Below are 25,347 nucleotides of genomic sequence, written 5' to 3' on the forward strand. Positions count from 1 at the left end.
CTCTTATTCAAGTGGGCTTTTATCTGTTTTATCATAGGAAGTACCTCCTTAACTATCAGTTTAGCACATAAAAAAAGAAACCCAAATACAGAATTGTATTTGAATTTCTTAACTTAATGACATTGGGAAAATCCCTAGCCTTTATTTTTTTATAAAGATGAATCTTTCTTTATCAAATTCTACAGCTAACTCATATTTCCCATCTTCATTTTGAATGATGTAGCCCAATAAAACTAAACTATCAACAAAGATATCTCGACGCTTCTGCATGAGCTGGTCTTTTTTGAGAAATTTAAGCAAAAAGGTTGTCATATACTTGAGAGCATACTCAGGGTTGACATCCCCCAAAACAGCATAGAGTTTCTGCTGATCTTCTGTCAGTAGATACTGGTGCTTAACCTTATAAAAGTAATTAGACAAGGTCATTTTTTCCCTAGCAAAATCCGTATACTCTTCTAGGATTGCTGCATTGGTTTGGTTACGTAATTCAGTCTGAAATCTTTTCTCCAGGATTTCTAGATAGATGGGACTATCATCTCTTACAAAGACTTCTTGGTCTAGTTCAAGAGATTTTGTAGATTCTAGAAAGGGAAGACTGAGATAATAGCGTTTGTTTTCTCTCAAAATCAAACCCGCTTTAATATATTCCTCCAAATGCTTATCAACTGGAACCTCTGGAAACTGAGCCTTGATTTCACGGAGGATCACATCATCATGCTGATCAAGATAGTCAACCAAATCTCTAAAGAATGGTTGTCGTGTCAAACGAGATGGATTAAAAATCTGAATCATGAAGATTCCTTTCTTTACAAACTAAAAGTGGTGATGTTGCTAATTGACTAGGGTTAGTGCCAGGCTGATTCAGAGGTACAGGAAGCCCTAGTTCTCTATAATATTCACTCCAGAAATCACTAATTTCCTGTGTATCATTCCCAAATTTCATGGGAATGGTCTCAAAAATAGGAAGTAGTTCAGCAATGAACTGGGAACAGTAATAACCATCTCCATCCGGGTAAAAGGAATCATTGTAGGGTGAACCCAAAAGGCTCTCTGCCTGCTTTTTAACCTCTGGGCAATGAATCTCCGCATAGCGATAAAGGTCATAGACTTTCTCATCTTCAAAGAAATCTTCAGGGGACTGGGCAATGACACCTCCTTCCGTAGTTGCATGATAGACCTGTCCGTCCAAAAAGATGGCCACATGGCTATAGTTACCAGTAGATTCCTGGATGGCCTGCCCCATATCTGAAAGGTCCTTCACAAAAATCAAATCACCAGATTCTAACATGGTCTCCTCCTAGCAAAAAAGGAGTCGAAACTCCTTTTTAATAATGGGCTTTCCCATCTATGATTATGCATTAAAGCTTTCAGTCAATTGTGGTACAACTTGTTTCTTACGTGAAACAGCACCTGGAAGGAAAGCGTGGTTGTTTTCAAGTTTGAAGTTGAAAGCTGCTTCGACCTTGTCCATGTTGGCACCAAGAGCCAAAATTTCTGAGTTTGAGTTGACGATATCTGTAATCATCAAAACGAAGTCAGAGTATCCGTTAGCTGCATTTGCTGCTTGGATAGCTGCTTCAATTTCAGCTTGGCGTTCCAAGACTTCAGCGATATCAACTGTATTGACTTGAGCCACACGAACGTTGTTTCCGTTGAGTTCAAAAGTCTTAGCATCGATGTCGATCAATTCTTCTGCTGATTTACTTGCTAAGTTTGTACCAGCCTTGAGCATTGCAAGACCGTATTCTTCTAAGTTCACACCAGCCAATTCAGCCAATTCAGGCGCAATCACCTTATCAGATGGGTGTGTTGTTGGAGATTTCAAAAGAAGAGTATCTGAAATCAAACCCGAAAGCATCAAACCTGCAATTTCTTTTGGCACAGCTACACCATGTTCTTTGAACATACGGTATACGATAGAAGATGCTGATCCAACTGGCTCCAAGCGCATGTAAAGTGGGCTTGCAGTTTCAAAGTTAGCCACACGGTGGTGATCCACCACACCGTATACTTCTACTTCAGCAATATCTGATACTGATTGTTGGAATTCATTGTGGTCAGTCAAGATAACTTGTTCTGCACCTTCTGCTTTAGCAGATGTGATAACGCGCGGTGCTTCAACACCAAAATAGTTCAATACGAAAGCTGTTTCTTCATTTGGAGTTCCAAGAGCCACCGCTTCTGTATCCAAACCATAAGCTTCTTTTGCAAGATAAGCAAAGGCTACAGATGAACCGATAGCATCTGAATCTGGATTTTGGTGACCAAATACTAGAATCTTAGACATGATAATACCTCGTTTCTTTATTCTCTTTATTGTAGCATTTTTTTCATTTTTTGACAAAAGTAAGAGGAGTCAAAGAACTCCCCTCTACTCTTCAAAATGACCGAGTATATTTTCCTCTTGGTTTTCAGATAAAAATCTTTCCTTTTGCACTCTCTTCTTACGTTTGAGAAGGGCTTCAGCAGACATGGCTTCTTCCCTACTATCGAAACCTTGAACATAGATGAGTTTTACTGGCAACCGAGCTCGTGTGTACTTGGCTCCCTTACCACTATTGTGAACAGTTATTCTTTTTTTGACATCCGTTGTATAACCAGTATAGTAGGAACCATCCCGACACTCAACTACATACATATAAGCTTTATGATCCATAATAGATTTCTTGAATTTCTGGAGTATAGGAACCATCATCATTATGAACAATGAGTGGTGGCAAAACCTTAAAACCACTAGTGGAGCCGTCCTTAATAGCCTCGATCAAAAGCATATTGGCTTCCTTCTCCCGTTTAGGGTAGACAAATTGCAGACGCTTTGGAGCTAAATTGTGTTGTTGAAGCGTTTCTAAAATATCTAACAAACGATCAGGACGGTGAACCATGGCTAGACGCCCGTTAGATTTGAGTATACTTTGGGCACTACGACAAATTTCTTTTAGATTGGTCGTAATTTCATGCCGAGCCAACAAGTAGTGTTCACTCTCGTTCAGATTAGAATTTGGGTCCACCTTAAAATAGGGAGGGTTGCATAAAATCAAATCAACCTTGCTCCCCTGAATATAAGTAGGCATATTCTTCAAATCATCACAAATGACCTGCATCTGTTCTTCTAAGCCATTTAATCGGACTGATCGTTCAGCCATATCTGCCAGGCGTTCCTGGATTTCAACAGACAGAATTTTCGCCTTAGTCCTGCTACTGGCAAAAAGTCCAACAGCTCCATTCCCAGCACAAAAATCCACAATTAACCCATTTTTTGGAAAACGAGGAAAGCGTGACAAAAGTACACTATCCACCGAATAGCTGAAAACCTCTCTATTTTGAATAATCTTGATATCTGTAGAAAAGAGCTGATTGATTCTCTCTCCTGATTTTAATAATTCTTCTACCATACTTCTATTATAACAAACTATATTAACATTTCAAGAGAGAAAAATCAATTAAGACTTTTTCTTATTTAGATTAGAGATAGCTTCCTTGGTCCAGATAGGCATCATGCGAGCCAAAGGAGCAAATCCGTATTTGACACGGTCACTTGAAAAACGTCTCCGTCTCGGTAATTGATGTTTCTCTTCTTCCAAAGTCCGAATAGAAAGACTTGCTTTCCCTGTATACTCGTCCAAATCGACAACCTGGACTTGAACTTCTTCACCGATTTTCAGTACATCATAGATATTCTCAATAAATCCTGTACGAATTTCAGAAATATGAATCAAGCCTGTGATACCAGTCTCTAACTCCACAAAGGCTCCATAAGACTGAATCCCTGTAATTCGCCCTGTTAGCTTATCACCTATTTTCATCCTAGTCCTCGATTTCAATCGTTTCGATAACGACATCTTCAACTGGCTTGTCCATTGCACCTGTTTCTACACCTGCAATTGCATCCAGAACTTCATAAGAAGCTTCATCTGCAAGTTGACCGAATACAGTATGACGACGGTCTAGATGAGGAGTTCCACCTTGTTCTGCATAAATCTCCGCAATTGGTTCTGGCCAACCACCACGAGCAATTTCTTTCTTAGAATATGGCAAGTGTTGATTCTGCACGATAAAGAACTGGCTACCATTTGTATTTGGCCCAGCATTAGCCATAGAAAGGGCTCCACGGACATTGTAAAGTTCTTCTGAAAACTCATCCTCAAAAGATTCTCCATAGATTGATTCGCCACCCATACCAGTTCCAGTTGGATCTCCACCTTGAATCATAAAATCTTTAATAATACGGTGGAAAATTACCCCGTCATAGTAACCGTCTTTAGACAGAGCAATAAAGTTGGCAACTGTTTTTGGTGCATGCTCAGGGAAAAGCTTAATACGCAACTCTCCATGATTTGTCTTAATAGTCGCAATCGGACCTTCTACTGCTTCAATGTCTACTTGTGGAAACTGTAATTCTTTTTCTACCATACCAAATCCTTCTAAGGCATCGAAAATGCCATCTTCTTCTAATGTTTTTGTAATATAATCTGCTTTTTCTTTGATTTCGTCATGAGAAATCCCCATAGCAACACTAATACCTGCATAATCAAAGAGCTCTAAATCGTTAAGACCGTCTCCGAAGACCATGACGTTCTCAGGTTTAAAACCTAAATGTTCTACAACTTTTGCTACACCAGCTGCTTTTGAACCTGAAATTGGTACCACATCTGACGAATGTTCATGCCAGCGTACCATACGCAAAGTCAATGCTAAACTTTCAGGCAAAGTCAGGTCATCTCCCTGATCCTCAAAAGTCCACATCTGATAGATGTCTTCTTTTTCATAAAAATCAGGATCAACATCCAAGTCAGGATAAATTGGATCAATGGCCTCACTAATCAACTCAGTTCTAGTGGAGAGTTTAGCAGTATGACTACCAACTAAACCATATTCAATCCCCACTTCCTTAGTCCAAGCAATATAGCTTTCAACCTTATCTTTAGCGATTTTGTTACTTTCAATCACATTGCCTTTTTTATCCTCAATATAGGCACCATTCAAGGTAACAAAAAAGTCAGGTTTTAGCTCGCGAATCTCTGGCACGACACCGAAAATCCCACGACCAGTTGCAATCCCAGTCAAAATACCTTTTTCACGCAATTGTTTAAAAACAGTTGAAATTGAGGTGGGGATAAAACCAGTCTTTGAGTTTCTCAACGTATCATCAATATCAAAAAAAATAACCTTTATCTTTTTTGCCTTATATCTTAATTTCGCATCCATCACCTTTCCTCCTTCAATTCACTCTTTCCATTATACCATAAAGTAGAGAATTCCCCTATCTTCAAAGAAATTTGCTACCTCTTATTCGAATTCCTTAGACAAGTACAAAACTAAATCATCATTGTTTTGACTAGTAGCGTTCATTTCTAAGGGGTGATTTCTATACCAAACACCCGTCCCATCTGGAATATAGCCTCGTTTGATGTACAATCTCTGGGCGGGTCCATATCCTGAGTGCAAGCCTACGCCTAGACTTACCTTGATTGAAACAAGCTTGACTCGTTTTTCTGCTTCTTCTAGCAGTTGATTCCCAACTCCTTGATTTCGAAAAGGCTCAAACACATTAAAATCTGATAATTCTGGATAGACTTCTGCAAAAGGACCATGTTTAGCAGAGGGCAAAATGGTAATGTAGCCCGCTACAGCACCCTCAACCTCTGCAACTAAGACTTCTCTCTCCCCACTTTCCTGTTCCAGAAAATATCTAGCCAAAATTTCCTCTCTACCAGGCCAACCTTGATTCATAAATCCTCGAGATAGATCTTTTATGTCAGATTTTTGCATTTTTCTAATTGAACATGTCGTCTTCATAAGCTTCTCCTTTATAGCATTCTCCTACCATTATAGCACGATAATAAAGATTAAAAGAAAAAACCTAGTAAGACAAAAGAATCTTACTAAGTCAACAGGGAGTCCTGTAAAAGTCTGATAAAAGACACGCCCGAACATAAAAAAGAGGTCCACTGGACCTCAACTCGCTCTCCCTTTTCCATGCTCGTGAAAAAAAGACCCGTCGGGGTCTTAATTCGCTTTCTTGTTTTCATGCTCATGAAAAAGAGGTCCACCCGGACCCCTTTTTTTAATCTTCGTTTACGAAAGGCATCAAAGCCATTACGCGAGCGCGTTTGATAGCTGTTGTTACTTTACGTTGGTTTTTAGCTGAAGTTCCTGTTACACGACGAGGAAGGATTTTCCCACGTTCTGAAACGAAACGGCTAAGAAGCTCAGTATCTTTGTAATCAACATATTCAATTTTGTTTGCTGCGATGTAGTCAACTTTTTTACGGCGTTTGAATCCGCCACGACGTTGTTGAGCCATGTTTTTTTCTCCTTTATAGTATTAATTGTCCATTAGAATGGTAAATCATCATCTGAAATATCCAAAGGATTCGTTGTTCCGAATGGATTTTCATCACGTGAAAAGTCAGGTACTGATTGAGTAGGTGCTGAATAGTTTGAACTTGGTGCTGAATAAGCTCCACCAGTATGTCCTTCACGCACACTACGGCTTTCCAACATTTGGAAATTCTCAGCCACGACTTCCGTCACGTAGACACGTTGTCCTTGCTGGTTATCGTAACTACGAGTCTGAATACGACCTGTCACCCCGATAAGTGAGCCTTTTTTAGCCCAATTAGCAAGATTCTCAGCCTGTTGGCGCCACATAACGACATTGATAAAATCAGCCTCACGTTCGCCATTTTGACTCTTAAATGTACGGTTTACTGCAAGAGTAAAAGTCGCAACTGCTACATTTGATGGGGTATAACGCAACTCAGCGTCACGAGTCATACGCCCTACAAGTACAACATTGTTAATCATAATCTACCTTCTTACGCGTCAGTTTTGACGATCATGTGACGAAGAATGTCAGCGTTGATTTTTGAAAGACGGTCAAACTCTTTAAGAGCTGCATCATCATTTGCTTCAACGTTAACGATGTGGTAAAGTCCTTCGCGGAAATCTTGGATTTCGTATGCAAGACGACGTTTTTCCCATGTTTTTGATTCAACAACAGTTGCACCGTTGTCAGTCAAGATAGAGTCAAAACGTGCTACCAAAGCGTTTTTCGCTTCTTCTTCAATGTTTGGACGAATGATATAAAGAATTTCGTATTTAGCCATTGATATGTTCCTCCTTTTGGTCTAATGACCCCAAGACATTGCAAGGGGTAAGTGAGGTTTGCTCACAATAAATTATTATACTAGAAAAAAATTTTTTTAGCAAGTAAAAACTGCTTCTATTTTATTTTTTACAGTTTTTTTGCTAAAGTTTGTATAATTTCTTCAACCTGAATATTCTCAGATTCAAATTTCTGTTTAAAGGTAGCTAGATCAACCGTTCCCTCAATTTGAACTTCGATAACAATCTTACCATCTTTACGTGGAATATTAACAGTATGAGAAATATTTAGATTTTCCTCAACGATTAAAGAAACAATCTTACCAAGTACCCCAACTTCATTTTCTGTGATAAAACGAACACGGATTCCCTCTTCGCCATAACCAGAAATTTCAAGAAATGCTCTGAATACATCACGGTCAGTAATGACACCATAGACTTGTCCATTATCAATAACTGGCAAGATTCCAATCTTATTTTTCAGCATAAGGTAGGTTGCATCTTCCAAACTTGCATAACCTGAGACAGTTACAACATCACGAATCATGACGTCCTTTACTTTTGTTTTATTGAGCAAGTAATTCATCTCGAAGATTGAAAGACTCGTTGCTTTTGACGGACTGGCTTCAGCAATTGTTCCTTCTGTTACTAGACCAACTAATTTATCATTTTCAATAACAGGAAGACGATGCAAACCTTGTTCGCGCATCAAGTCTGCTGCATGTGCTACAGTCGTATCTGGGCTAATATATACGACCTTTCGTGTCATAAAATCTTTAACTGCCATAGGAACTCTCCTTTATGTTTATAGCTTTATTATACACTTTTTACGAAAATCAATCAAACGCTTTCATCTCTTTTTCAAGATTCTGAAAACTCTGAAATACTATAAAAGAGCCCTATATTAGGGCCCTCAATCTTATGATTATGTAATTTGTTTGACAATATTTCCCGCAGACTAAGACAATCTTTATCTGCCGACTAAAAAGGTACCCCGGACTAATGTGGATTGCTTGCGCAATCTTTATCTGCCGACTAAAACAATCCACTGGTTCTGATGATTGCCAAGCAATCTCTATCTGCCGACTAAAAAGGTCCCCCGGACCTTTTTAGCCACCTAGATATGCTTTTCTGACTTCATCTGATGCTGCGAGTTCTTTACCTGTTCCTGAAAGAACGATTTTACCTGTTTCAAGAACATAGCCTCGATCTGCGATGGCTAGTGCTTTATTGGCATTTTGCTCGATCAAAAGAACAGTTGTACCTTGTTTTTGAATATCTTGGATGATATCAAAAATTTCTTGGATAAAGATTGGCGCAAGCCCCATTGATGGTTCATCTAAGAGAAGAAGTTTAGGCGTTGACATAAGCGCACGTCCCATAGCAAGCATCTGCTGCTCACCACCAGAAAGGGTAGCTGCATCTTGGTTTTTACGTTCTTCCAGACGAGGGAAACGTGAAAAGACTTTCTTTAAATTTGCTTGATTCTCTTCACGATTTTTCTTAAGAAAGGCTCCCATCTCCAAGTTTTCCAAAACTGTCAAACCAGGGAAGACGTGACGTCCTTCTGGTACTTGAGAAAGTCCTGATGCCACAATTTTTTGTGCAGGCATCTTTTGGATTTCTTGTCCCAAAAATTCAATTTTACCAGAACTTGGACGAACAAGTCCTGACAAGGTACGAAGGATGGTTGTTTTACCAGCCCCGTTGGCACCGATAAGGGAGACAACTTCTCCTTCGTTTACTTCAAAGCTCACATCACGTACAGCTTGAATCATACCGTAGTGTACTGAGAGGTTTTCAACTTTTAACATAGACATTAGGCTTCACCTCCAAGATAAGCTTCGATAACACGTTTATTACTCTTGATTTCATCTGGTGTCCCGTGAGCAATCAAACGACCGTACTCAAGAACATAGATACGCTCAGTAACTTCCATAACCAAGTTCATATCATGTTCAATCAGCATAATAGTAATGTTGAATTCATTCTTGATGCGACGAATCAACTCAGTCAATTCTGCAGTTTCTTGTGGATTCATACCCGCTGCAGGCTCATCCAAGAAAAGGATTTTAGGTTCTGTAGCAAGAGCACGAACAATTTCCAAACGACGTTGTTGACCATAGGCTAAATTTTTAGCGAGAGTTTCAGCATCTCCATCCAAATCAAAGATTTTTAGTAATTCTAAGGCTTTAGCTTTCAATTCTTTTTCATTCTTATAAAAAGCTGGTAAGCGCAAGAAACTCGCAAAAACATGTTGTTTATGATGGTTGCTAAATGCAATCAGAACGTTATCCAAAACTGTCAAGTCCTTAAAAAGGCGGATATTTTGGAAGGTACGCCCTAAACCAAGAGATGCGATTTTATAGGGTTGCTTGCCATTTAACAAGTGACCATCCAAGGTTACTGTCCCTTCGCTTGGTTCATAAACACCTGTCAACAAGTTGAAGAGGGTTGTTTTTCCAGCACCATTCGGTCCAATCAAACCAACAAGTTCACCTTCGTTCAATTCGAGAGTGACGTCCCCAACGGCTGTCAGACCACCAAAATGTTTGGTTAAATTTTTTACTTCAAGTAATGCCATTAGTTTTGTCCCTCCTTCTTACCTTTTTTAAAGAGACGTGATAGGCTCAATTCCCATGTCCCAAGAAGACCACCTGGTCTGAAGATCATAACGAGTACTAAGGCCAAAGCATAGATAATCATACGAACGCTGGCTACGTCTTGAAGGAGCATGTTCAAGATTCCAAGCACGATTGCCGCAACAATTGCCCCTGTAATGGAACCTAAACCACCGAATACAACGATAATCAAAACATTGATAGAGTTGATAAACGTATAATCTTTTGGTACGACTGATCCAATAAATCCTGACTGGAGAGTACCTGCGATACTTGCAGTAACAGCACCAAAAACAAAAGCAATGATTTTAATTTTTGTAGTATTGACCCCTACTGACTCAGCAGCAATCTCATCTTCACGAACTGATAAGGTTAAACGTCCGATAGGACTACGAAGGAAATTAAGAGTGGCAATCGTTGTAATCACAGCAAAGAAATATACCATTTGCCAGGTTGTAAAGTTAGGAATCCCCAAAATACCAGCAGCACCGTTTGTAAGGCTTCCACCATTAATAATGAAGATACGAATAATTTCAGCAACACCAAGTGTCGCAACTGCAAGGTAGTCACCCTTCAAACGTAGGGTTGGAATTCCAACGACCAAGGCAACCAAACCAGCAATGATAGCACCGAGCAACATAGCTCCAAAGAATGCACCATAGGTTGGAGATTTTGATCCGATAATGGCTGCTGCATAAGCACCAATAGCCATAAATCCAGCATGTCCAAGTGAAAACTGACCAGAGAACCCAACGATTAGGTTAAGACCTACTGCTAGAATAATATTGATACCGATTTGTTCAATAATCTGAATATGGAAAAGGTTCAAGACTCCTACTGAAACCAATAGGCTAATTAAACCATATCCAAGCAACAAAAGGAATAACCATAGAATATTAACTTTTAAATTTTCTTTCATTGTTTACACCTTCTCTTTCACATTCTTACCGAGGATACCAGCTGGACGAACAATCAAGATTAAGAGCAAGATTCCATACACGATGGCATCACGGAAATCTGACATTCCGAAGGCGGTAGCAAATGTCTCCAAAAGACCAATAACAAAGCCACCCAGAGCTGCACCAGGGATAATTCCGATGCCACCAAGAACGGCAGCCACAAATGATTTAATACCTGGAGTCATTCCCATCAATGGTTCAAGAGAGTTATAGTAAAGTGCAATCAAGACACCCGCTGCACCAGCTAGAGCTGAACCCAATGCAAAGGTGAAACTGATTGTACGGTTTACGTTAATCCCCATCAGCTGAGCAGCATCACTATCTACAGAAACAGCACGCATGGCTTTCCCCATCTTGGTTTTTTGTACGATGAGTTGTAGAAGAACCATCAAAACAAGTGAAACAGTCAAAATCAACAATTGAATATTTGTTAGACTAATTGGTCCCAAGTCATAACGAACTGTTTGGATTGCTTGAGGGAAGGCACGTGTATTGGCGCCTACCAGATAGACCATCCCATACTCCAGTAAGAAGGAAACCCCGATGGCTGTAATCAATACAGAGATACGAGTTGAATGACGTAATGGACGATAAGCAAGAAACTCAATGATAACACCGAGAATTGCCGTTCCGATCATCGATAAGATCAAGGCTACAAAGAAATTTAATTGCAAGGAATTAATCAAGAAATAACCCATGAAAGCACCCATCATATAAATATCACCGTGGGCAAAGTTAATGAGCTTGATAATTCCATAAACCATAGTATAACCTAGGGCTAGCAGCGCATAGACACTCCCCAAGATTAGACCATTGACAAGTTGTTGAAGCATATGGTTCACTCTTTCTAAGTTTTATTTTTTAGGATTTTTATAAAAAAATAATCCTTTCATAAACACTGAAACAGGGAGTGAGTAAAAGCTCATTCCCCATTTCCTGTATCTATAATTATGGTTTTACGACTTCTGCCGCTTCTACTTTACCATTATTCATGGTCATCATGAAGGCTGTTTTCACAGTGTTGTGATCTGCATCAAAGCTTGTTTGACCTGTAACACCTTCAAAGTTTTGTGTTTTAGCAAGATTGTTCTTGATATCAACTGAAGTTTTTGCACCTTTTGCTGCATTAGCTACAAGGTAAACTGAGTCATAAGCAAGAGCTGCAAATGTTGAAGGATCTTCGTTGTATTTTGCACGGTAAGCTTCAAGGAAGGCTTTTGCTTTATCTGAAACCTCTACAGTAGTTGAGAATCCTGAGATGAAGTAGATATTTGATGCGCGTTCAGCTGTTGCTTGTTGAACAAACTCTGCACCGTTGAATCCATCACCACCAATGATTGGTTTATCAATTCCCATACCACGAGCTTGGTTTACAATCTTACCAGCTTCTGTGTAGTAACCTGGCAATACGATTGCATCAAAGTCTTTATCTTTGATTTTTGTCAAAGCTGCTTGGAAGTCAGTGTCACCTGATACAAACGTTTCATCTGCTACGATTTCGCCTGAGAACGAATCACGGAATGATTTTGCAATTCCTTTAGCGTAGTCGCTTGAGTTATCAGTATACAAGACAACTTTCTTAGCGTTCAACTTGTTTGTAACATAGTTAGAAATGATTTTCCCTTGGAAGCTATCTTGGAATGTTCCGATGAAAAGGAAATCTTGACCTTTTGTCAAACCATCTTGAGTAGCACTTGGAGAAATCAATGGAACCCCAGCTTGTGTAGCATTTGCTACTGCTGCTGCAGTTGCACCTGAAGTTGCAGGTCCTACGATTGCTGCTACTTTAGATTGAGTAACAAGGTTTGTTGAAACTGAAGCAGCTTCAGCAGTTTCAGATTTGTTATCTTTGTCTACTACTTCGATCTGTTTTCCATCGATACCACCTGCTGCGTTGATTTCATCAACTGCAAGTTGAGCACCCTTTTGCTCAGATGTACCGTAAGATGCTACAGCACCAGTTTCTTCAAAGTTGAAACCAATTTTAACGACTTTCTCATCCACTGGGTTACCAGTTGAATTTGAAGCTCCTGACTTCACTTCTCCACAAGCTACTAAAACAGCTACACTTGCAAGAGCTACAAGTGATAAGGCAAATTTTTTCTTCATGTTTATCTCCTTTTAATTTCTTAATTTAAATTACATGTTAAGAATATACCGAATTATCAGAAAATTGTCAACACATTTATCTTAATTTTTACATGATAACGTTTTCGCTATTTCTGTAGAGACTACCAACAAAGGGAGTTTCCAAATCTTGGATATGACATCGTCGCACTTTTTTGATAAATCTCTCTTTTCCTAAACGGCTAACCAGTTCTTCCACTTCTTCTGTTGGGACATACAGTTGCAGATAACGGTGTTTTTTAGAGTGGTAACAAATATCACCATAATTATCGAGTTTTTTTGCATCACGATTATAGTATAGGTAGATAATCAGACCAGACCGATTCTCTTTTTGAAACATATTACAACTTCCTTCTAACAATCTTCTTACTATTATATCAAAAAAAGCAAACTCAGTCGAGTTTGCTTCAAAAGATTAATTCAAAGAATTATTAGCCATGATTTCATCAATGAAACCATATTCAAGTGTTTCTTGAGCGCTCATCCAGTAATCACGTTCAGCATCTGCATGGATTTGCTCAACTGATTTACCAGAATTATCTGCAAGAATTTGCTCCAAAGTCTTACGAGTTTTAAGCAAGTGTTCAGCAGCAATGGCCATATCTGTTTGCTGTGTACCACCACCTGTACCACCCATCGGTTGGTGAATCATGTATTCTGCATTCGGAAGCATGAAACGTTTGCCCTTTGCTCCACTTGAGGCAATAATTGTTCCCATTGAAGCAGCCATCCCCATAACGATGGTTTGGACATCTGCCTTAATAAAGTTCATAGTATCAACGATTGCCAAACCAGCTGATACAGAACCACCAGGAGTATTTACATAAAGGTAAATATCTTTTGTACTATCTTGGGCATCCAAGAAAAGCAATTGGGCGATAACTGAGTTTGCCATATTGTCTTCGACTGGTCCAGTCAACATGATGATACGATCTTTTAGAAGACGTGAGTAAATGTCATATGAACGTTCTCCACGACTTGTTTGTTCAATAACTACAGGAATCATTCAATTCTCCTTCTGATTTCTAAATTTCTTAGTCGATTGACTCAATACAGATCTATTATATCTTTTTGGTCAAAAAAGGTCAAATTTTTGCTCTATTCTAAAGACAGACACAAAAATTCAACCTCCTTTCGAGACTAAAACCAATGAACAGTTTTAGTTTATGCTTAGAATCTTATTTAGTACCGAACAAGCGGTCTCCAGCATCACCAAGACCTGGAACGATATAGCCATGTTCGTTCAAACGTTCATCCAAAGCTGCTGTAAAGATTTCTACATCTGGGTGAGCTTCTTGAAGAGCTTTTACACCTTCTGGAGCGGATACAAGGCAGACAAATTTGATGTTTGATGCTCCACGTTTTTTGAGGGAATCAACAGCCAAGATTGCAGAACCACCTGTTGCAAGCATAGGGTCAACCACAAAAATTTGACGTTGGTCGATATCTTCAGGTAATTTAACCAAGTATTCTACTGGTTGAAGAGTTTCTTCGTCACGGTACATACCGATATGTCCAACTTTGGCTGCTGGAACCAAGCTCAATAGCCCATCGACCATCCCGATACCTGCACGCAAGATTGGAACAATTGCCAATTTTTTACCAGCCAATTGTTTTTGAACTGTTTTTGTGATAGGTGTTTCGATTTCAACGTCTTCAAGCGGAAGATCACGAAGTACTTCATATCCCATCAACATAGCAATTTCATCTACTAACTCACGAAAAGCTTTTGTAGAAGTGTCTGTACGACGCAAGATTGACAATTTGTGTTGAATGAGTGGATGATTAATGACTTCAAGTTTTCCCATTTTCTGAATTCCTTCTTTCAATTTATTCTTCTTATTATATCAAAAAATGGTTTAAAAATCCTTCTAAACCATCTTTTTTTTTTAATTTTTAAATCAAGTTAGCTTCTTGAAGAGCTGCTTGTACTGTCTCAAGTGGTAAATGGGTCAACTCGGTCCCTTTTTCACGATAGAGATACTGGGCGTAGTCGTCCATACGGTACTGGTTAATATAAACGACACGTTCACAACCTACCTGAAGTAATTGCTTGGTACAATTAAGACAAGGAAAATGAGTAACGTAAGCTGTAAATCCTTTTGGAACGCCACGTTCGGCTCCTTGTAAAATAGCATTAACCTCAGCATGAAGAGTGCGGACACAGTGGCCCTCAATCACCAAACAGTCATGGTCAATACAATGCTCCGTTCCTGATACAGAGCCATTATAGCCTGTTGAAATAACCTTATTATCCTTGACTAAAACAGCTCCTACCTTGGCGCGTTTACAGGTTGAACGATTGGCAATCAATAGGGCTTGAGCAGCAAAATACTCATCCCAAGCCAGTCTTTTTTCTGTCATAACTTCTCTCCTCTTAGTCTATTTTTTGAAAAATGGCAAGCGTAAATCTGCAATTTTCTCAGCAGGAACCTTCATTCCATCCTTGATCCATTTTAGCAAAACGGATACGATAGCAGAACTCCAAAAAGAATGCAGATAACTGCTAACACCCTTTGATTTTCCATAATATTTTTCCAAAAATTCCTGCATAGCTTGCACAAAGATTTTTTCCAAGTGATAGTCCAGGGCAAGCTGAATAACCTTGGCTTCTTTTCTGGCTTCACGAAAGAGATGAACCCAAACCAGATAGAGATCTGTTTTGACATCATAATGACTCAGCTGCTCCATGATATTATGGACACTGCGTTTGAAGACGCTTTCTAAAATCTCTTCTTTGGAGTCATAGTTTCGATAAAAGGCTGCACGGGAGACCCCAGCTCTTTTTACCAATTCGGAAATGCTAATCTTTGTCAACTCCTTTTTCTCCAAAAGTTGCAAAAGAGCTGTTTCGATAGCTTCTCTGGTCAGTAAATTGGATTCTTTGTTTGATTTTCTGAGATTTTCAAGTGAATTTTCAGAAATTCTTCGTTCGGCCATAACACTTCCTTTCTACTTGTTACAACAGAGTGACGAGACTTTTGTTTTAAGATTTTTCATGATATAATTGTAAAAAAAGACAGAACCTTTGTCAATGTATAAGTGATAAAGATGGAGAATTTCTATGACTTGGAAGATTGTAGCTGACTCTGGTTGTGATTATCGTCAACTGGCAAATCCAGCAATTGATACTGAATTCATCAGTGTTCCCTTAACCATTCAAGTGGCCGATCAAGTCTTTATTGACGATGCTAGTCTTGATATTGACAAAATGATGGAAACCATGTATGCAACTTCTGAAGCTTCAAAATCAGCTTGTCCTAGCCCTGATGATTACTTGCGAGCATTTGAAGGTGCCAAACATATTTTTGTAGTGACCATTACCGGAACTCTTTCTGGTAGTCAAAACAGCGCTCAATTAGCTAAGAATCTCTATCTCGAAGAACATCCTGATACTCAGATTCATGTCATTGATAGTTTATCTGCTGGTGGGGAAGTTGACCTTATCGTAGAAAAAATCAATGATTTGATTGACCAAGGACTTTCTTTTGAAGAAGTGGTTAAAGCTATTACTGCTTACCAAGAAAAAACTAAGTTACTATTCGTCCTCGCTAAGGTTGATAACCTCGTTAAGAATGGTCGCTTGAGTAAGCTGATCGGTACAGTTGTTGGGCTCCTTAATATTCGTATGGTCGGGGAAGCAAGTGAAACTGGAACCTTGGAACTCCTACAAAAGGCTCGTGGTGCTAAGAAGTCCCTCCAAGCTGCTTATGAAGAGTTAATCAAGGCTGGCTACGCTGGTGGGCGTATCGTCATGGCTCACCGCAGTAATGATAAATTCTGCCAACAACTCTCAGAGCTCTTGCGTGAAAAATTCCCACAAGCTGAAATCAAGATTATCCCAACCTCTGGACTCTGCAGTTTTTATGCAGAAGAAGGTGGACTCCTCATGGGATATGAAATTGACTAATAAATCAAACAGGAGATGACTTATCATCTCTTGTTTTTTTATGGTACAATACTTTTATGAAACATTTTGACACTATTGTAATCGGGGGAGGCCCTGCTGGTATGATGGCTACGATTTCAAGTAGCTTTTATGGGCAGAAAACCCTTCTCATCGAAAAAAATCGAAAACTTGGAAAAAAATTAGCTGGTACTGGTGGTGGTCGCTGCAACGTGACCAACAATGGAACTCTAGATGACCTATTAGCTGGAATCCCTGGAAATGGGCGCTTTCTTTACAGCGTCTTCTCCCAGTTTGATAACCATGATATTATCAACTTTTTTACGGAAAATGGCGTAAAACTCAAGGTTGAGGACCACGGGCGTGTCTTTCCAGCCAGCGACAAATCTCGGACCATTATCGAAGCACTGGAAAAGAAAATCATGGAGCTAGGTGGGCAAGTTGCCACTCAAACAGAGATTGTTTCTGTTAAAAAGATTGACGACCAGTTTGTCCTTAAGTCTACAGATCAAACCTTTACTTGTGATAAACTCATTGTCACAACAGGTGGAAAATCCTATCCTTCTACTGGCTCTACGGGCTTTGGTCATGAAATCGCCCGACATTTCAAACACACTATTACGGAACTCGAACCTGCTGAAAGTCCATTGTTGACAGATTTCCCACACAAGGCTTTGCAGGGAATTTCCCTAGACGATGTAACCCTAAGCTATGGTAAGCACGTCATCACCCATGACCTGCTCTTTACCCACTTTGGTTTGTCAGGTCCTGCTGCACTACGCATGTCTAGCTTTGTCAAGGGTGGGGAAATCCTCTCCCTGGATGTCTTGCCACAACTTTCTGAGAGAGAATTAGTCGACTTTTTAGAAGAGAACCGTGAAAAATCCTTGAAAAATGCCTTAAAAGCCTTGCTCCCTGAACGCTTGGCAGACTTTTTCGTGCAAGGATATCCTGAAAAAGTCAAACAACTAACAGAAAAGGAACGCGACCAACTTGTCCAGTCCATCAAGGCTCTTAAAATCCCTGTAACTGGCAAAATGTCATTAGCTAAATCCTTTGTAACTAAAGGTGGCGTTAGTCTCAAAGAAATCAATCCTAAAACGCTGGAAAGTAAGCTAGTACCTGGACTCCACTTTGCTGGTGAGGTACTAGATATCAATGCCCATACGGGGGGATTTAACATCACTTCTGCCCTCTGCACCGGATGGGTGGCAGGCTCAAACTAGAACTATAAATGATATAGTATCTAAAGATATTGGATAAGAAAGGAGCTATTTTGGAACATATTATTTTACTGAGAGGTGTTACACCGAATGGACAAAATGCTATCCCTAAAATGTCTTATCTGGTAGATATCTTAACAGAGGTTGGTTTTCAACACGTTCGAACTTATATTCAAAGTGGAAATATTATTCTTGAAAGCGACTTAGCCATAGAAGAAATACGAGAACAAGTCCATACTCTAATAAAAGAAAAAATCGGAGCCGACTTGAAAATGGTCATTAAAAATAAGAGTGATTTTAAAAAAATTGTCCAAGAAAATCCGTTTGGAGAACACTATCTTTATGACCGTATACATATAATTCTTTTCCAGAATGCTATCCAAAGTCTACCATTTGAAAAATTGGATAGTGACTATGGTGAAGAAGAAATTTGTATCGGCAACCATTGTCTTTACCTCTATCTCCCTAGAACTGCAAAACGAAAAAAGCTTAATACCAACTATCTCGAAAAGCTGTTCGGCGTTGATCTGACCATGCGAAAGTTAAACGTAGTAGAAAAATTACTAACAAAATAGGAAAAGTAAAATGAATAGAAGAGAATCAGTCGAATTTGTCAACATGTGTATGATTAAAAATGGGGACAAGGTTTTGGTTCAAGATCGAGTTAGTCCTAACTGGCCTGGCATTACTTTTCCTGGTGGCCATGTTGAACGTGGCGAATCCTTTGTCGATGCTGTCATTCGTGAAGTGGAGGAAGAAACTGGTCTGACCATTTCTAAACCTCAACTCTGTGGTATCAAAGATTGGTATGATGATGCAGATTATCGCTATGTTGTCCTCTTTTACAAAACTGAACACTTTACTGGTGAGCTCCAATCTTCAGACGAAGGAAAAGTCTGGTGGGAGGATTTTGAAAATCTATCTCATCTTAAACTAGCTACTGAGGATATGTCTGATATGCTTCGTATTTTTTTGGAAGAAGACCTCAGTGAATTCTTTTACTATAAGGATGGGGAAGACTGGTCTTACCAACTCAAATAACAGTAAATCGGCAGAGGTCACTCCGCCGATTTTGTCTTATCTAATCTTCAAGCTAGGTCTGTGTCCTCCTACTAATACTCAATGAAAATCAAAGAGCAAACTAGAAAGCTAGCAGCAGGCTGCTCAAAGTACAGCTTTGAGGTTGCGGATAAAGCTGACGTGGTTTGAAGAGATTTTCGAAGAGTATAAATTTCTGTTACTAGCTTTGTCAGTTCTAGCTTAGTCTGTAAGTTTTATCGAGTTTGTGTGCTTACATAGTGGGCAATAACATCTGATGTGTACTGAGCTGTCCCTGGGCCAAATTTGTCAATATTTTCCTTAAACTCTGGATTATAGACATAGCCTTTTCCGATATGACCGAAGACTTCCATAGAGCAGTCAAATCCATAGGTACGAATGGCTTGCAAGAGCTTGACTGCTTCCTCTTGGTTTTCAGATGCTGTTATCGGCAGACCAGATTGTAGATTTTGTGCCAAGGCTTGAAAGACTTGATTAAAGGCTGTTGTAGCTTCATCCTCTCGTCCTTTTTGACGCTCGAGAGCCTGGTCCATGACTTCCTGGCCATATTTTTCTACCGCCTCTTGGTGGTATTTTTGATTGTCTTGATAGCTAAATCCAGTGAATTTTTCTTGAATGGTCATTTTTATTTCTCCTTTTTGTTCTTGAATGGTTTTTTGTAAGGTTGAAATTAAGGTATCCAGATGTTGTCTTTCTCGAGTCAGGTAATCCAACTGTCTAGTTAAATGTGACAATATATCTGTCGTATCTTCCTTCAATAGCTCTGCTATTTTTTCTAAAGAAAAGCCTAGATACTTGTAATAAAGGATAACCTGAAGTCGTTCTAAATCCTCTTGGCTGTAGATTCGATAGCCATTTTCTGACTTTAATGGGACCAAAAGTCCTATCTTATCATAATGGTAAAGTGTTTTGATAGAAACGCCTGAAAGCTGCGCAGCTTCTTTGATATGGTACATGATTTCCTCCTCACATAATTAGTATATACCCTCCCCTTTGGGGAGAGTCAAGTATTTTATTAAGATTTATGAAAACGTAAAATTGATTTTCTTGACAGACTTCAAAAATCATGATAGGATAATCAAGTCTATCAATCAAATAAAAAGCTCATAAAGAGCCATTGAGAGAAGGCTATTTGACAACTCAAGTAGCCTTTTCTTATTTTAAAAAATAGATCGGAGTTTTACTATGTCTGAAAAATCGCAATGGGGCTCGAAACTGGGCTTCATCCTTGCGTCTGCTGGTTCTGCTATTGGTCTTGGAGCTGTTTGGAAGTTTCCATACATGACTGCAGCCAATGGTGGAGGAGGATTTTTACTGGTCTTTCTCATCTCAACGATTTTAATTGGTTTCCCGCTTTTGCTGGCGGAGTTTGCCCTTGGTCGGAGCGCTGGCGTGTCAGCAATCAAAACATTTGGAAAATTGTGCGATAACAAGAACTACAATTTTATTGGTTGGATCGGTGCCTTTGCTCTTTTCATCCTCCTATCTTTTTATAGTGTTATTGGTGGATGGGTTTTAGTTTATCTAGGTATCGCTATTGCTAAAGCCTTCCAAGTTGGGATTAGCAGTGATTATGCCCAGCTCTTCACAGACATTATTTCAAATCCATGGATTGCCCTTGGTTCCCAAGCCCTCTTTATCTTCCTCAACATCTTTATCGTATCTAAAGGAGTTCAAAAAGGAATTGAAAGAGCATCGAAAGTTATGATGCCCCTGCTCTTTATCATCTTTGTCATTATCATTGGACGCTCTCTCAGCTTGCCTAATGCCATGGAAGGTGTGGTTTACTTCCTCAAACCTGACTTTTCAAAACTGACAAGCGCCGGACTCCTCTATGCTCTAGGGCAATCTTTCTTTGCACTATCGCTCGGTGTTACTGCTATGTTGACCTATGCTTCTTACTTGGATAAGAAAACCAATCTGGTCCAATCAGGTATGTCCATAGTTGCCATGAACATCTCTGTATCCATCATGGCAGGATTAGCCATTTTCCCAGCTATGTCAGCCTTCAATATTCAGTCTGAAGGTGGTCCTAGTCTCCTCTTTATCGTTCTACCCCAACTCTTTGACAAGATGCCTTTTGGAAGTATTTTCTATATTCTCTTTCTCTTGCTCTTCCTCTTTGCGACGGTCACTTCTTCTGTCGTGATGCTGGAAATCAATGTAGGCAACATCACCAACCAAGACAATCGTAAACGTGCTAAGTGGAGTATGATTTTAGGGGTTTTGACTTTTGTATTTGGTATCCCTTCAGCCCTATCCTATGGTGTCATGGCGGATGTTCAAATCTTTGGGAAGACCTTCTTTGATGCCATGGACTTCTTGGTTTCTAATCTCCTCATGCCTTTTGGAGCCCTCTGCTTGTCTCTCTTTACAGGCTATATCTTCAAAAAAGCATTGGCTATGGAGGAACTCCATCTTGATGAAACACCGTGGAAACAAGGACTTTTCCAAGTCTGGCTCTTCCTTCTTCGTTTTATCATCCCAATCATCATCATCGTGGTCTTTATCGCCCAGTTTATGTAACTATAAAAATGGACTTGAGTTTTTTCCTCAAGTCCTTTCTTTTTATGGATGACTAACAATCAATTCCAAATCTTGCCCTTCTAAAGTCCAAGCTTCAACATCACTTGGTAAGATAAAGTGGCTACCTTTTTGAATTGGATAATCTTTACTGTCCACAGTTAGTTTCCCTTGACCAGCTAAGACACTCAACAAGCTATAGTCAGCTGTCTTTTCGAAGTCAACTTTTCCAGTGATTTCCCACTTGTAGACTGCGAAGAATTCATTGGATACAAGAAGAGTTGAACGCAAATCATCTGCTTTGACTGTTACAGGACGGCTGTTAGCAGGCTCTCCAATGTTCAAAACATCAATAGATTTTTCAAGGTGAAGCTCGCGCAAGTTACCATTATCATCCTTGCGGTCAAAGTCATAGACACGGTAGGTTGTATCACTAGACTGTTGCGTTTCAAGGATTAAGATACCTGCTCCAATAGCATGCATGGTTCCACTTGGAACATAGAAGAAATCTCCAGCTTTTACAGGAACTTTTGTTAACAAGGCATCCCAGTTTTTATCTTCGATTTGCTGGCGGAGTTCTTCTTTTGACTTAGCGTTATGGCCGTAAATAATTTCTGAACCCTCATCTGCAGCAATAATATACCAGCACTCTGTCTTACCAAGCTCACCTTCATGCTCTAGTCCATAAGCATCATCTGGGTGGACTTGAACACTGAGCCAGTCATTGGCATCAAGGATTTTTGTTAAAAGCGGAAATACTGGCTCTGGACGGTTGCCAAATAACTCACGGTGTTCCGCATACAAAGTAGCTAGGTCGATTCCCTCAAAGCGACCATTGGCTACCTTGGAAACACCATTTGGGTGAGCTGAGATTGCCCAATATTCACCAATCTTTTCGCTCGGGATGTCATAGCCAAACTCATCACGAAGTTTAGTACCTCCCCAGATTTTTTCTTGCATAACGGAATTTAAAAATAATGGTTCTGACATGTTTCATCTCCTGTCTGATTTTTCACCCTCATTATAGCAAAAAAAGAGTCCTAATTGAACTCTTTTTTCTATTTTATAAAGAAGGGAGAAGATTTTGTAAAAATAGTGAACAAATGTGCTCTACTCAATACTTGCACCATTGCTAGCAATGACATCCTTGTACCAGTAGAAGGATTTCTTCTTACTCCGTTTTAGGCTTCCATGACCATCATTATCACGATCCACATAGATAAAACCATAGCGCTTGTTCATTTCGCCTGTTCCAGCTGAAACCAGATCGATACAACCCCAAGTCGTATAACCAAGCAAGTCTACTCCATCTTGGTAAATGGCATCTCGCATAGCCTTGATGTGGGCCTCTAGATAAGCAATCCTATAGTCATCTGCTACATAGCCATTTTCATCCGGTGTATCAATAGCGCCAAGCCCATTTTCTACGATGAACATTGGTTTTTGGTAACGATCCCAGATAGCATTGAGGGTAATACGAAGTCCCAATGGATCAATTTGCCAACCCCATTCTGAGGATTCAAGATAAGGATTCTTGATAGATGTAAAGACATTCCCAGCTGTCAGATCCGTCACTTCTGGATCCCCTGAGGCTACTCGACTCGCATAGTAAGAAAATGAAACAAAGTCAACAGTGTGATTCTTCAACAAGACCAAATCCTCTGCTGTCATTTCAATCTCAATTCCTTCACGCTCCCACTGCTTCTTGGCGTAATTCGGGTATTCCCCACGCGCTTGGACATCAATGAAGAAGTAACTCTTACGGTCTTCCTCCATGGCTGCCCAGTAGTCTCTCGGATGAGCTGTATTGGGATAGTATTGCCCCGCCGCCAACATGCATCCCACCTTGTTTTCTGGATCAATTTCGTGGGCAATTTTAGTCGCAAGAGCTGAGGCTACCAACTCATGGTGAGCCGCTTGGTATTTGATTTGTTCTTGATTTTCTCCTTCTTCAAAACAAATCCCAGCTCCTAAAAAGGGGGCATGCAAAATCATATTGATTTCGTTGAAGGTTAGCCAGTACTTAACCAAGCCCTTGTAACGGGTAAAAAGGGTGCGACAGAGATTTGCGTAAAAGTTCAACATACGACGGTTGCGCCAACTACCATACTCCGTAATTAAGTGCATGGGACAATCAAAATGCGTGATGGTTACCAGAGGTTGGATTCCATACTTATGGCATTCCTTAAACAAATCCTCATAAAAAGCTAGACCAGCTTCATTTGGCACGCTTTCGTCGCCCTTAGGAAAAATCCGAGTCCAAGCAATGGAAAGTCGATAGGTCTTAAAGCCCATTTCCGCAAAAAGGGCAATATCTTCCTTGTAATGATGGTACATATCAATAGCTTGCTTGGCTGGATAAAAATAGCCCTCCTCAAAAGAAAACATCTTTTTCTGACCTGTGATAATGGCTTCGCGGTCCTTACCGATTGGAACAACATCAACATTGGCCAACCCACGACCGTCTAAATTATAGGCACCCTCACATTGATTAGCTGCCGTAGCACCACCCCAGAGGAAACCCTCTGGAAATTGTAGTATTTCTGTCATCACTTTACCTCACATGATTTAGTACTACTATTATACTATCAAACATTTAAAAAAGCTGAAATAGCCCCAAAAAATGTTTTAAGAAAAGCATTTTCTTTACAAAAAAGCTTCTACGATGTACATAGAAGCCAAATAGGGTAGTTGAAGTTTGTATATAAAACTGCTTTATTTCATAAGATTTGGAAGAATGAACATGATAAAGAAAGCTAGAGCAACCATAATAAAAACATTGAGATAGATAAAACATTTTGCCAACCATGCATATCGCCCAGGTCTTAGTGGTCTTTCTACATAGGGATGTTTTGGTTTTTTAGGATCATAATAAACAGCAACTTTTCCACCAATTGGAAAGCGTTCCTTAAGAGGAGATTTTGTAAAAGACAAAAAACTATTCCCCTTAACTTTGTATCTTAAAACTTGTGGAATTTCACCATTTTCAAAATTATCCGTTTTTACATCAGATACGATTGAACCTAAGGGAGTACTGATTGTATTTGAAATAGCAGATAGAAATTTAGGCCCTACGACCTTGTATAGGTTCCCGTCAACAGTGTATTCAACAACCGGGAGACTAATCCCATTATAAAGAGCATAGGAATATCGGATAATAACTCCTTCCGTTCTTTCGGTACATCTCTTGGCATTACTATAATTACTAAATATAAAATAGGAAAACATAAAATAGGTGAAGGCAGCAAAGCCTAACATCATTAAGCCAATTAATAGAAAGAAAGTTGTTGGCATATTTTTCTCCTTAGAACATTGTTATGAAGCTATTTTAACAAATTTAACAGAAAAGACAAGAAAAAGACCGGATTAATCCGATCTTTCAATAGTTCATAGCGCACATTCTTTTTTAAGAATCATTATGGTTAACTTCAAATGACTAAGCGTCCTATTTCATACGATAAAAATCAATCACTAGACCTGCAGGGCCACTTACTAGCAGGGATTCGGTTCCCCAATCAGTTACAACTGGCCCATGTAAAATCTCAATCCCTAATTCTTTCAAACGCTTTTGATTCTGTTCCAAATCTTCAACTTCAATGTGTAGAATGATTCCTGACTGAAAATTTTCCAAAGGTATCAAATGATTTTGTGATAACATGAGGCAGTGACTGCCAATCGTGAACTGAGCAAAACCATCATCAACATAGTCTGCCTTCTTATCCAAGATACGCTCCAAGTCAGAACAGATCTGGGGAACATTTGAAACGATAATATCTAATTGATTTAAATTCATTTACTATCCTCCATAAAAAGACCGGATT

32 protein-coding genes are annotated in these 25,347 nt (G+C 39.5%); 5 read left to right on the plus strand and 27 right to left on the minus strand.

Features of this window, described 5'->3' with window-relative positions:
* Window positions 1-141: 141 nt before the first annotated feature.
* The 22 genes from PCY08_RS03040 to PCY08_RS03145 all read right to left on the minus strand — a co-directional run bounded on the left by PCY08_RS03040 (window position 142) and on the right by PCY08_RS03145 (window position 15,754).
* On the minus strand, window positions 142-792 hold the full coding sequence (locus tag PCY08_RS03040; protein ID WP_301559388.1) for a DUF1803 domain-containing protein: 651 nt from the start codon (window positions 790-792) through the stop codon (window positions 142-144).
* A complete protein-coding gene (locus PCY08_RS03045) occupies window positions 776-1,288 on the minus strand; it encodes a YiiX/YebB-like N1pC/P60 family cysteine hydrolase (RefSeq protein ID WP_301559389.1) in 513 nt (170 codons plus the stop codon). The genes PCY08_RS03040 and PCY08_RS03045 overlap by 17 nt, the downstream gene beginning before the upstream one ends.
* Window positions 1,289-1,351: 63 nt before the next feature.
* Complete coding sequence (locus tag PCY08_RS03050) at window positions 1,352-2,287, minus strand: manganese-dependent inorganic pyrophosphatase (RefSeq protein WP_009731484.1); 936 nt, start codon at window positions 2,285-2,287, stop codon at window positions 1,352-1,354.
* An 84-nt stretch (window positions 2,288-2,371) separates the two neighbouring features.
* Window positions 2,372-2,656, minus strand: a complete 285-nt coding sequence (locus tag PCY08_RS03055; protein WP_301559390.1) for a GIY-YIG nuclease family protein — start codon at window positions 2,654-2,656, stop codon at window positions 2,372-2,374.
* The gene (locus PCY08_RS03060; RefSeq protein WP_301559391.1) at window positions 2,646-3,392 is read right to left on the minus strand and encodes a tRNA1(Val) (adenine(37)-N6)-methyltransferase; all 747 of its coding nucleotides are present in this window, start codon (window positions 3,390-3,392) and stop codon (window positions 2,646-2,648) included. The genes PCY08_RS03055 and PCY08_RS03060 overlap by 11 nt, the downstream gene beginning before the upstream one ends.
* A gap of 48 nt (window positions 3,393-3,440) precedes the next feature.
* Window positions 3,441-3,803 (minus strand): S1 RNA-binding domain-containing protein, encoded by a 363-nt coding sequence (locus tag PCY08_RS03065; RefSeq protein WP_000689622.1) that lies wholly within the window; start codon window positions 3,801-3,803, stop codon window positions 3,441-3,443.
* A gap of 1 nt (window position 3,804) precedes the next feature.
* Window positions 3,805-5,205 (minus strand): bifunctional Cof-type HAD-IIB family hydrolase/peptidylprolyl isomerase, encoded by a 1,401-nt coding sequence (locus PCY08_RS03070; RefSeq protein WP_301559392.1) that lies wholly within the window; start codon window positions 5,203-5,205, stop codon window positions 3,805-3,807.
* Window positions 5,206-5,286: 81 nt separating this feature from the next.
* The gene (locus PCY08_RS03075; protein WP_301559393.1) at window positions 5,287-5,796 is read right to left on the minus strand and encodes a GNAT family N-acetyltransferase; all 510 of its coding nucleotides are present in this window, start codon (window positions 5,794-5,796) and stop codon (window positions 5,287-5,289) included.
* A 268-nt stretch (window positions 5,797-6,064) separates the two neighbouring features.
* On the minus strand, window positions 6,065-6,304 hold the full coding sequence (gene rpsR / locus PCY08_RS03080) for a 30S ribosomal protein S18 (RefSeq protein ID WP_000068664.1): 240 nt from the start codon (window positions 6,302-6,304) through the stop codon (window positions 6,065-6,067).
* Window positions 6,305-6,336: 32 nt separating this feature from the next.
* Complete coding sequence (gene ssbA, locus PCY08_RS03085) at window positions 6,337-6,807, minus strand: single-stranded DNA-binding protein SsbA (RefSeq protein WP_000609604.1); 471 nt, start codon at window positions 6,805-6,807, stop codon at window positions 6,337-6,339.
* Between the two features lie 11 nt (window positions 6,808-6,818).
* Window positions 6,819-7,109 carry a 30S ribosomal protein S6 gene (gene rpsF / locus PCY08_RS03090; protein WP_001151786.1) on the minus strand — a complete coding sequence of 97 codons (291 nt, stop codon included), beginning with the start codon at window positions 7,107-7,109 and terminating at the stop codon, window positions 6,819-6,821.
* A 128-nt stretch (window positions 7,110-7,237) separates the two neighbouring features.
* Complete coding sequence (locus PCY08_RS03095) at window positions 7,238-7,894, minus strand: CBS domain-containing protein (protein ID WP_301559394.1); 657 nt, start codon at window positions 7,892-7,894, stop codon at window positions 7,238-7,240.
* 322 nt (window positions 7,895-8,216) lie between these two features.
* A complete protein-coding gene (locus PCY08_RS03100; protein WP_000062222.1) occupies window positions 8,217-8,927 on the minus strand; it encodes an ABC transporter ATP-binding protein in 711 nt (236 codons plus the stop codon).
* The gene (locus PCY08_RS03105) at window positions 8,927-9,691 is read right to left on the minus strand and encodes an ABC transporter ATP-binding protein (protein ID WP_301559395.1); all 765 of its coding nucleotides are present in this window, start codon (window positions 9,689-9,691) and stop codon (window positions 8,927-8,929) included. Before PCY08_RS03105 ends, PCY08_RS03100 begins: the two co-directional genes overlap by 1 nt.
* Window positions 9,691-10,647: a branched-chain amino acid ABC transporter permease gene (locus tag PCY08_RS03110; protein ID WP_000662278.1), complete on the minus strand. Its 957-nt coding sequence runs from the start codon at window positions 10,645-10,647 to the stop codon at window positions 9,691-9,693. Before PCY08_RS03110 ends, PCY08_RS03105 begins: the two co-directional genes overlap by 1 nt.
* 3 nt (window positions 10,648-10,650) lie before the next feature.
* Entirely contained in the window at window positions 10,651-11,520 is an 870-nt protein-coding gene (locus PCY08_RS03115; RefSeq protein WP_000941435.1) for a branched-chain amino acid ABC transporter permease, read from the minus strand.
* 115 nt (window positions 11,521-11,635) lie between these two features.
* The gene (locus PCY08_RS03120; protein ID WP_301559396.1) at window positions 11,636-12,796 is read right to left on the minus strand and encodes an ABC transporter substrate-binding protein; all 1,161 of its coding nucleotides are present in this window, start codon (window positions 12,794-12,796) and stop codon (window positions 11,636-11,638) included.
* Between the two features lie 88 nt (window positions 12,797-12,884).
* Window positions 12,885-13,154 carry a YlbG family protein gene (locus PCY08_RS03125; protein WP_301559397.1) on the minus strand — a complete coding sequence of 90 codons (270 nt, stop codon included), beginning with the start codon at window positions 13,152-13,154 and terminating at the stop codon, window positions 12,885-12,887.
* A gap of 75 nt (window positions 13,155-13,229) precedes the next feature.
* Window positions 13,230-13,820 (minus strand): ATP-dependent Clp protease proteolytic subunit ClpP, encoded by a 591-nt coding sequence (gene clpP, locus PCY08_RS03130; RefSeq protein WP_000613459.1) that lies wholly within the window; start codon window positions 13,818-13,820, stop codon window positions 13,230-13,232.
* Window positions 13,821-13,992: 172 nt separating this feature from the next.
* Complete coding sequence (upp, locus tag PCY08_RS03135; protein ID WP_000517029.1) at window positions 13,993-14,622, minus strand: uracil phosphoribosyltransferase; 630 nt, start codon at window positions 14,620-14,622, stop codon at window positions 13,993-13,995.
* Window positions 14,623-14,710: 88 nt separating this feature from the next.
* On the minus strand, window positions 14,711-15,178 hold the full coding sequence (locus PCY08_RS03140) for a deaminase (protein WP_000136981.1): 468 nt from the start codon (window positions 15,176-15,178) through the stop codon (window positions 14,711-14,713).
* A gap of 18 nt (window positions 15,179-15,196) precedes the next feature.
* Window positions 15,197-15,754: a TetR/AcrR family transcriptional regulator gene (locus PCY08_RS03145; RefSeq protein WP_000840874.1), complete on the minus strand. Its 558-nt coding sequence runs from the start codon at window positions 15,752-15,754 to the stop codon at window positions 15,197-15,199.
* Window positions 15,755-15,878: 124 nt separating this feature from the next.
* Between PCY08_RS03145 and PCY08_RS03150 the strand changes: the two genes are divergently transcribed.
* The 4 genes from PCY08_RS03150 to PCY08_RS03165 are packed head-to-tail and all read left to right on the plus strand — an operon-like array spanning window position 15,879 to window position 18,985.
* Window positions 15,879-16,724 (plus strand): DegV family protein, encoded by an 846-nt coding sequence (locus PCY08_RS03150; RefSeq protein ID WP_301559398.1) that lies wholly within the window; start codon window positions 15,879-15,881, stop codon window positions 16,722-16,724.
* Window positions 16,725-16,780: 56 nt separating this feature from the next.
* Entirely contained in the window at window positions 16,781-17,947 is a 1,167-nt protein-coding gene (locus PCY08_RS03155; RefSeq protein ID WP_301559399.1) for an NAD(P)/FAD-dependent oxidoreductase, read from the plus strand.
* A gap of 50 nt (window positions 17,948-17,997) precedes the next feature.
* Window positions 17,998-18,519: a DUF1697 domain-containing protein gene (locus PCY08_RS03160; protein ID WP_301559400.1), complete on the plus strand. Its 522-nt coding sequence runs from the start codon at window positions 17,998-18,000 to the stop codon at window positions 18,517-18,519.
* A 10-nt stretch (window positions 18,520-18,529) separates the two neighbouring features.
* Window positions 18,530-18,985 (plus strand): 8-oxo-dGTP diphosphatase, encoded by a 456-nt coding sequence (locus tag PCY08_RS03165; RefSeq protein WP_049528524.1) that lies wholly within the window; start codon window positions 18,530-18,532, stop codon window positions 18,983-18,985.
* 233 nt (window positions 18,986-19,218) lie between these two features.
* Here the strand turns inward: PCY08_RS03165 and PCY08_RS03170 are convergent, their stop codons facing one another.
* Complete coding sequence (locus PCY08_RS03170) at window positions 19,219-19,959, minus strand: MerR family transcriptional regulator (RefSeq protein WP_301559401.1); 741 nt, start codon at window positions 19,957-19,959, stop codon at window positions 19,219-19,221.
* 229 nt (window positions 19,960-20,188) lie between these two features.
* Between PCY08_RS03170 and PCY08_RS03175 the strand changes: the two genes are divergently transcribed.
* Window positions 20,189-21,529, plus strand: a complete 1,341-nt coding sequence (locus tag PCY08_RS03175; RefSeq protein ID WP_301559402.1) for a sodium-dependent transporter — start codon at window positions 20,189-20,191, stop codon at window positions 21,527-21,529.
* 42 nt (window positions 21,530-21,571) lie between these two features.
* Here the strand turns inward: PCY08_RS03175 and manA are convergent, their stop codons facing one another.
* The 4 genes from manA to PCY08_RS03195 all read right to left on the minus strand — a co-directional run bounded on the left by manA (window position 21,572) and on the right by PCY08_RS03195 (window position 25,319).
* Entirely contained in the window at window positions 21,572-22,516 is a 945-nt protein-coding gene (gene manA, locus PCY08_RS03180) for a mannose-6-phosphate isomerase, class I (protein ID WP_301559403.1), read from the minus strand.
* Between the two features lie 120 nt (window positions 22,517-22,636).
* Window positions 22,637-24,076, minus strand: a complete 1,440-nt coding sequence (locus PCY08_RS03185) for a 6-phospho-beta-glucosidase (RefSeq protein ID WP_301559404.1) — start codon at window positions 24,074-24,076, stop codon at window positions 22,637-22,639.
* 165 nt (window positions 24,077-24,241) lie between these two features.
* Entirely contained in the window at window positions 24,242-24,820 is a 579-nt protein-coding gene (locus PCY08_RS03190; protein ID WP_301559405.1) for a DUF3592 domain-containing protein, read from the minus strand.
* A 151-nt stretch (window positions 24,821-24,971) separates the two neighbouring features.
* Window positions 24,972-25,319, minus strand: coding sequence for a VOC family protein (locus tag PCY08_RS03195; protein ID WP_045763233.1), 348 nt, complete (start codon window positions 25,317-25,319; stop codon window positions 24,972-24,974).
* Between the last annotated feature and the right edge of the window lie 28 nt (window positions 25,320-25,347).

The organism is Streptococcus sp. SO4, assembly GCF_030440055.1.
Classification (GTDB): domain Bacteria; phylum Bacillota; class Bacilli; order Lactobacillales; family Streptococcaceae; genus Streptococcus; species Streptococcus nidrosiense.

Excerpts from the sequence above, each read along its gene's own strand:
- PCY08_RS03040 (WP_301559388.1), bottom strand. The coding sequence starts at position 792 with ATGATTCAGATTTTTAATCCATCTCGTTTGACACGACAACCATTCTTT.
- PCY08_RS03045 (WP_301559389.1), bottom strand. The coding sequence starts at position 1,288 with ATGTTAGAATCTGGTGATTTGATTTTTGTGAAGGACCTTTCAGATATG.
- PCY08_RS03050 (WP_009731484.1), bottom strand. The coding sequence starts at position 2,287 with ATGTCTAAGATTCTAGTATTTGGTCACCAAAATCCAGATTCAGATGCT.
- PCY08_RS03055 (WP_301559390.1), bottom strand. The coding sequence starts at position 2,656 with ATGGATCATAAAGCTTATATGTATGTAGTTGAGTGTCGGGATGGTTCC.
- PCY08_RS03060 (WP_301559391.1), bottom strand. The coding sequence starts at position 3,392 with ATGGTAGAAGAATTATTAAAATCAGGAGAGAGAATCAATCAGCTCTTT.
- PCY08_RS03065 (WP_000689622.1), bottom strand. The coding sequence starts at position 3,803 with ATGAAAATAGGTGATAAGCTAACAGGGCGAATTACAGGGATTCAGTCT.
- PCY08_RS03070 (WP_301559392.1), bottom strand. The coding sequence starts at position 5,205 with ATGGATGCGAAATTAAGATATAAGGCAAAAAAGATAAAGGTTATTTTT.
- PCY08_RS03075 (WP_301559393.1), bottom strand. The coding sequence starts at position 5,796 with ATGAAGACGACATGTTCAATTAGAAAAATGCAAAAATCTGACATAAAA.
- rpsR (WP_000068664.1), bottom strand. The coding sequence starts at position 6,304 with ATGGCTCAACAACGTCGTGGCGGATTCAAACGCCGTAAAAAAGTTGAC.
- ssbA (WP_000609604.1), bottom strand. The coding sequence starts at position 6,807 with ATGATTAACAATGTTGTACTTGTAGGGCGTATGACTCGTGACGCTGAG.
- rpsF (WP_001151786.1), bottom strand. The coding sequence starts at position 7,109 with ATGGCTAAATACGAAATTCTTTATATCATTCGTCCAAACATTGAAGAA.
- PCY08_RS03095 (WP_301559394.1), bottom strand. The coding sequence starts at position 7,894 with ATGGCAGTTAAAGATTTTATGACACGAAAGGTCGTATATATTAGCCCA.
- PCY08_RS03100 (WP_000062222.1), bottom strand. The coding sequence starts at position 8,927 with ATGTCTATGTTAAAAGTTGAAAACCTCTCAGTACACTACGGTATGATT.
- PCY08_RS03105 (WP_301559395.1), bottom strand. The coding sequence starts at position 9,691 with ATGGCATTACTTGAAGTAAAAAATTTAACCAAACATTTTGGTGGTCTG.
- PCY08_RS03110 (WP_000662278.1), bottom strand. The coding sequence starts at position 10,647 with ATGAAAGAAAATTTAAAAGTTAATATTCTATGGTTATTCCTTTTGTTG.
- PCY08_RS03115 (WP_000941435.1), bottom strand. The coding sequence starts at position 11,520 with ATGCTTCAACAACTTGTCAATGGTCTAATCTTGGGGAGTGTCTATGCG.
- PCY08_RS03120 (WP_301559396.1), bottom strand. The coding sequence starts at position 12,796 with ATGAAGAAAAAATTTGCCTTATCACTTGTAGCTCTTGCAAGTGTAGCT.
- PCY08_RS03125 (WP_301559397.1), bottom strand. The coding sequence starts at position 13,154 with ATGTTTCAAAAAGAGAATCGGTCTGGTCTGATTATCTACCTATACTAT.
- clpP (WP_000613459.1), bottom strand. The coding sequence starts at position 13,820 with ATGATTCCTGTAGTTATTGAACAAACAAGTCGTGGAGAACGTTCATAT.
- upp (WP_000517029.1), bottom strand. The coding sequence starts at position 14,622 with ATGGGAAAACTTGAAGTCATTAATCATCCACTCATTCAACACAAATTG.
- PCY08_RS03140 (WP_000136981.1), bottom strand. The coding sequence starts at position 15,178 with ATGACAGAAAAAAGACTGGCTTGGGATGAGTATTTTGCTGCTCAAGCC.
- PCY08_RS03145 (WP_000840874.1), bottom strand. The coding sequence starts at position 15,754 with ATGGCCGAACGAAGAATTTCTGAAAATTCACTTGAAAATCTCAGAAAA.
- PCY08_RS03150 (WP_301559398.1), top strand. The coding sequence starts at position 15,879 with ATGACTTGGAAGATTGTAGCTGACTCTGGTTGTGATTATCGTCAACTG.
- PCY08_RS03155 (WP_301559399.1), top strand. The coding sequence starts at position 16,781 with ATGAAACATTTTGACACTATTGTAATCGGGGGAGGCCCTGCTGGTATG.
- PCY08_RS03165 (WP_049528524.1), top strand. The coding sequence starts at position 18,530 with ATGAATAGAAGAGAATCAGTCGAATTTGTCAACATGTGTATGATTAAA.
- PCY08_RS03170 (WP_301559401.1), bottom strand. The coding sequence starts at position 19,959 with ATGTACCATATCAAAGAAGCTGCGCAGCTTTCAGGCGTTTCTATCAAA.
- PCY08_RS03175 (WP_301559402.1), top strand. The coding sequence starts at position 20,189 with ATGTCTGAAAAATCGCAATGGGGCTCGAAACTGGGCTTCATCCTTGCG.
- manA (WP_301559403.1), bottom strand. The coding sequence starts at position 22,516 with ATGTCAGAACCATTATTTTTAAATTCCGTTATGCAAGAAAAAATCTGG.
- PCY08_RS03185 (WP_301559404.1), bottom strand. The coding sequence starts at position 24,076 with ATGACAGAAATACTACAATTTCCAGAGGGTTTCCTCTGGGGTGGTGCT.
- PCY08_RS03190 (WP_301559405.1), bottom strand. The coding sequence starts at position 24,820 with ATGCCAACAACTTTCTTTCTATTAATTGGCTTAATGATGTTAGGCTTT.
- PCY08_RS03195 (WP_045763233.1), bottom strand. The coding sequence starts at position 25,319 with ATGAATTTAAATCAATTAGATATTATCGTTTCAAATGTTCCCCAGATC.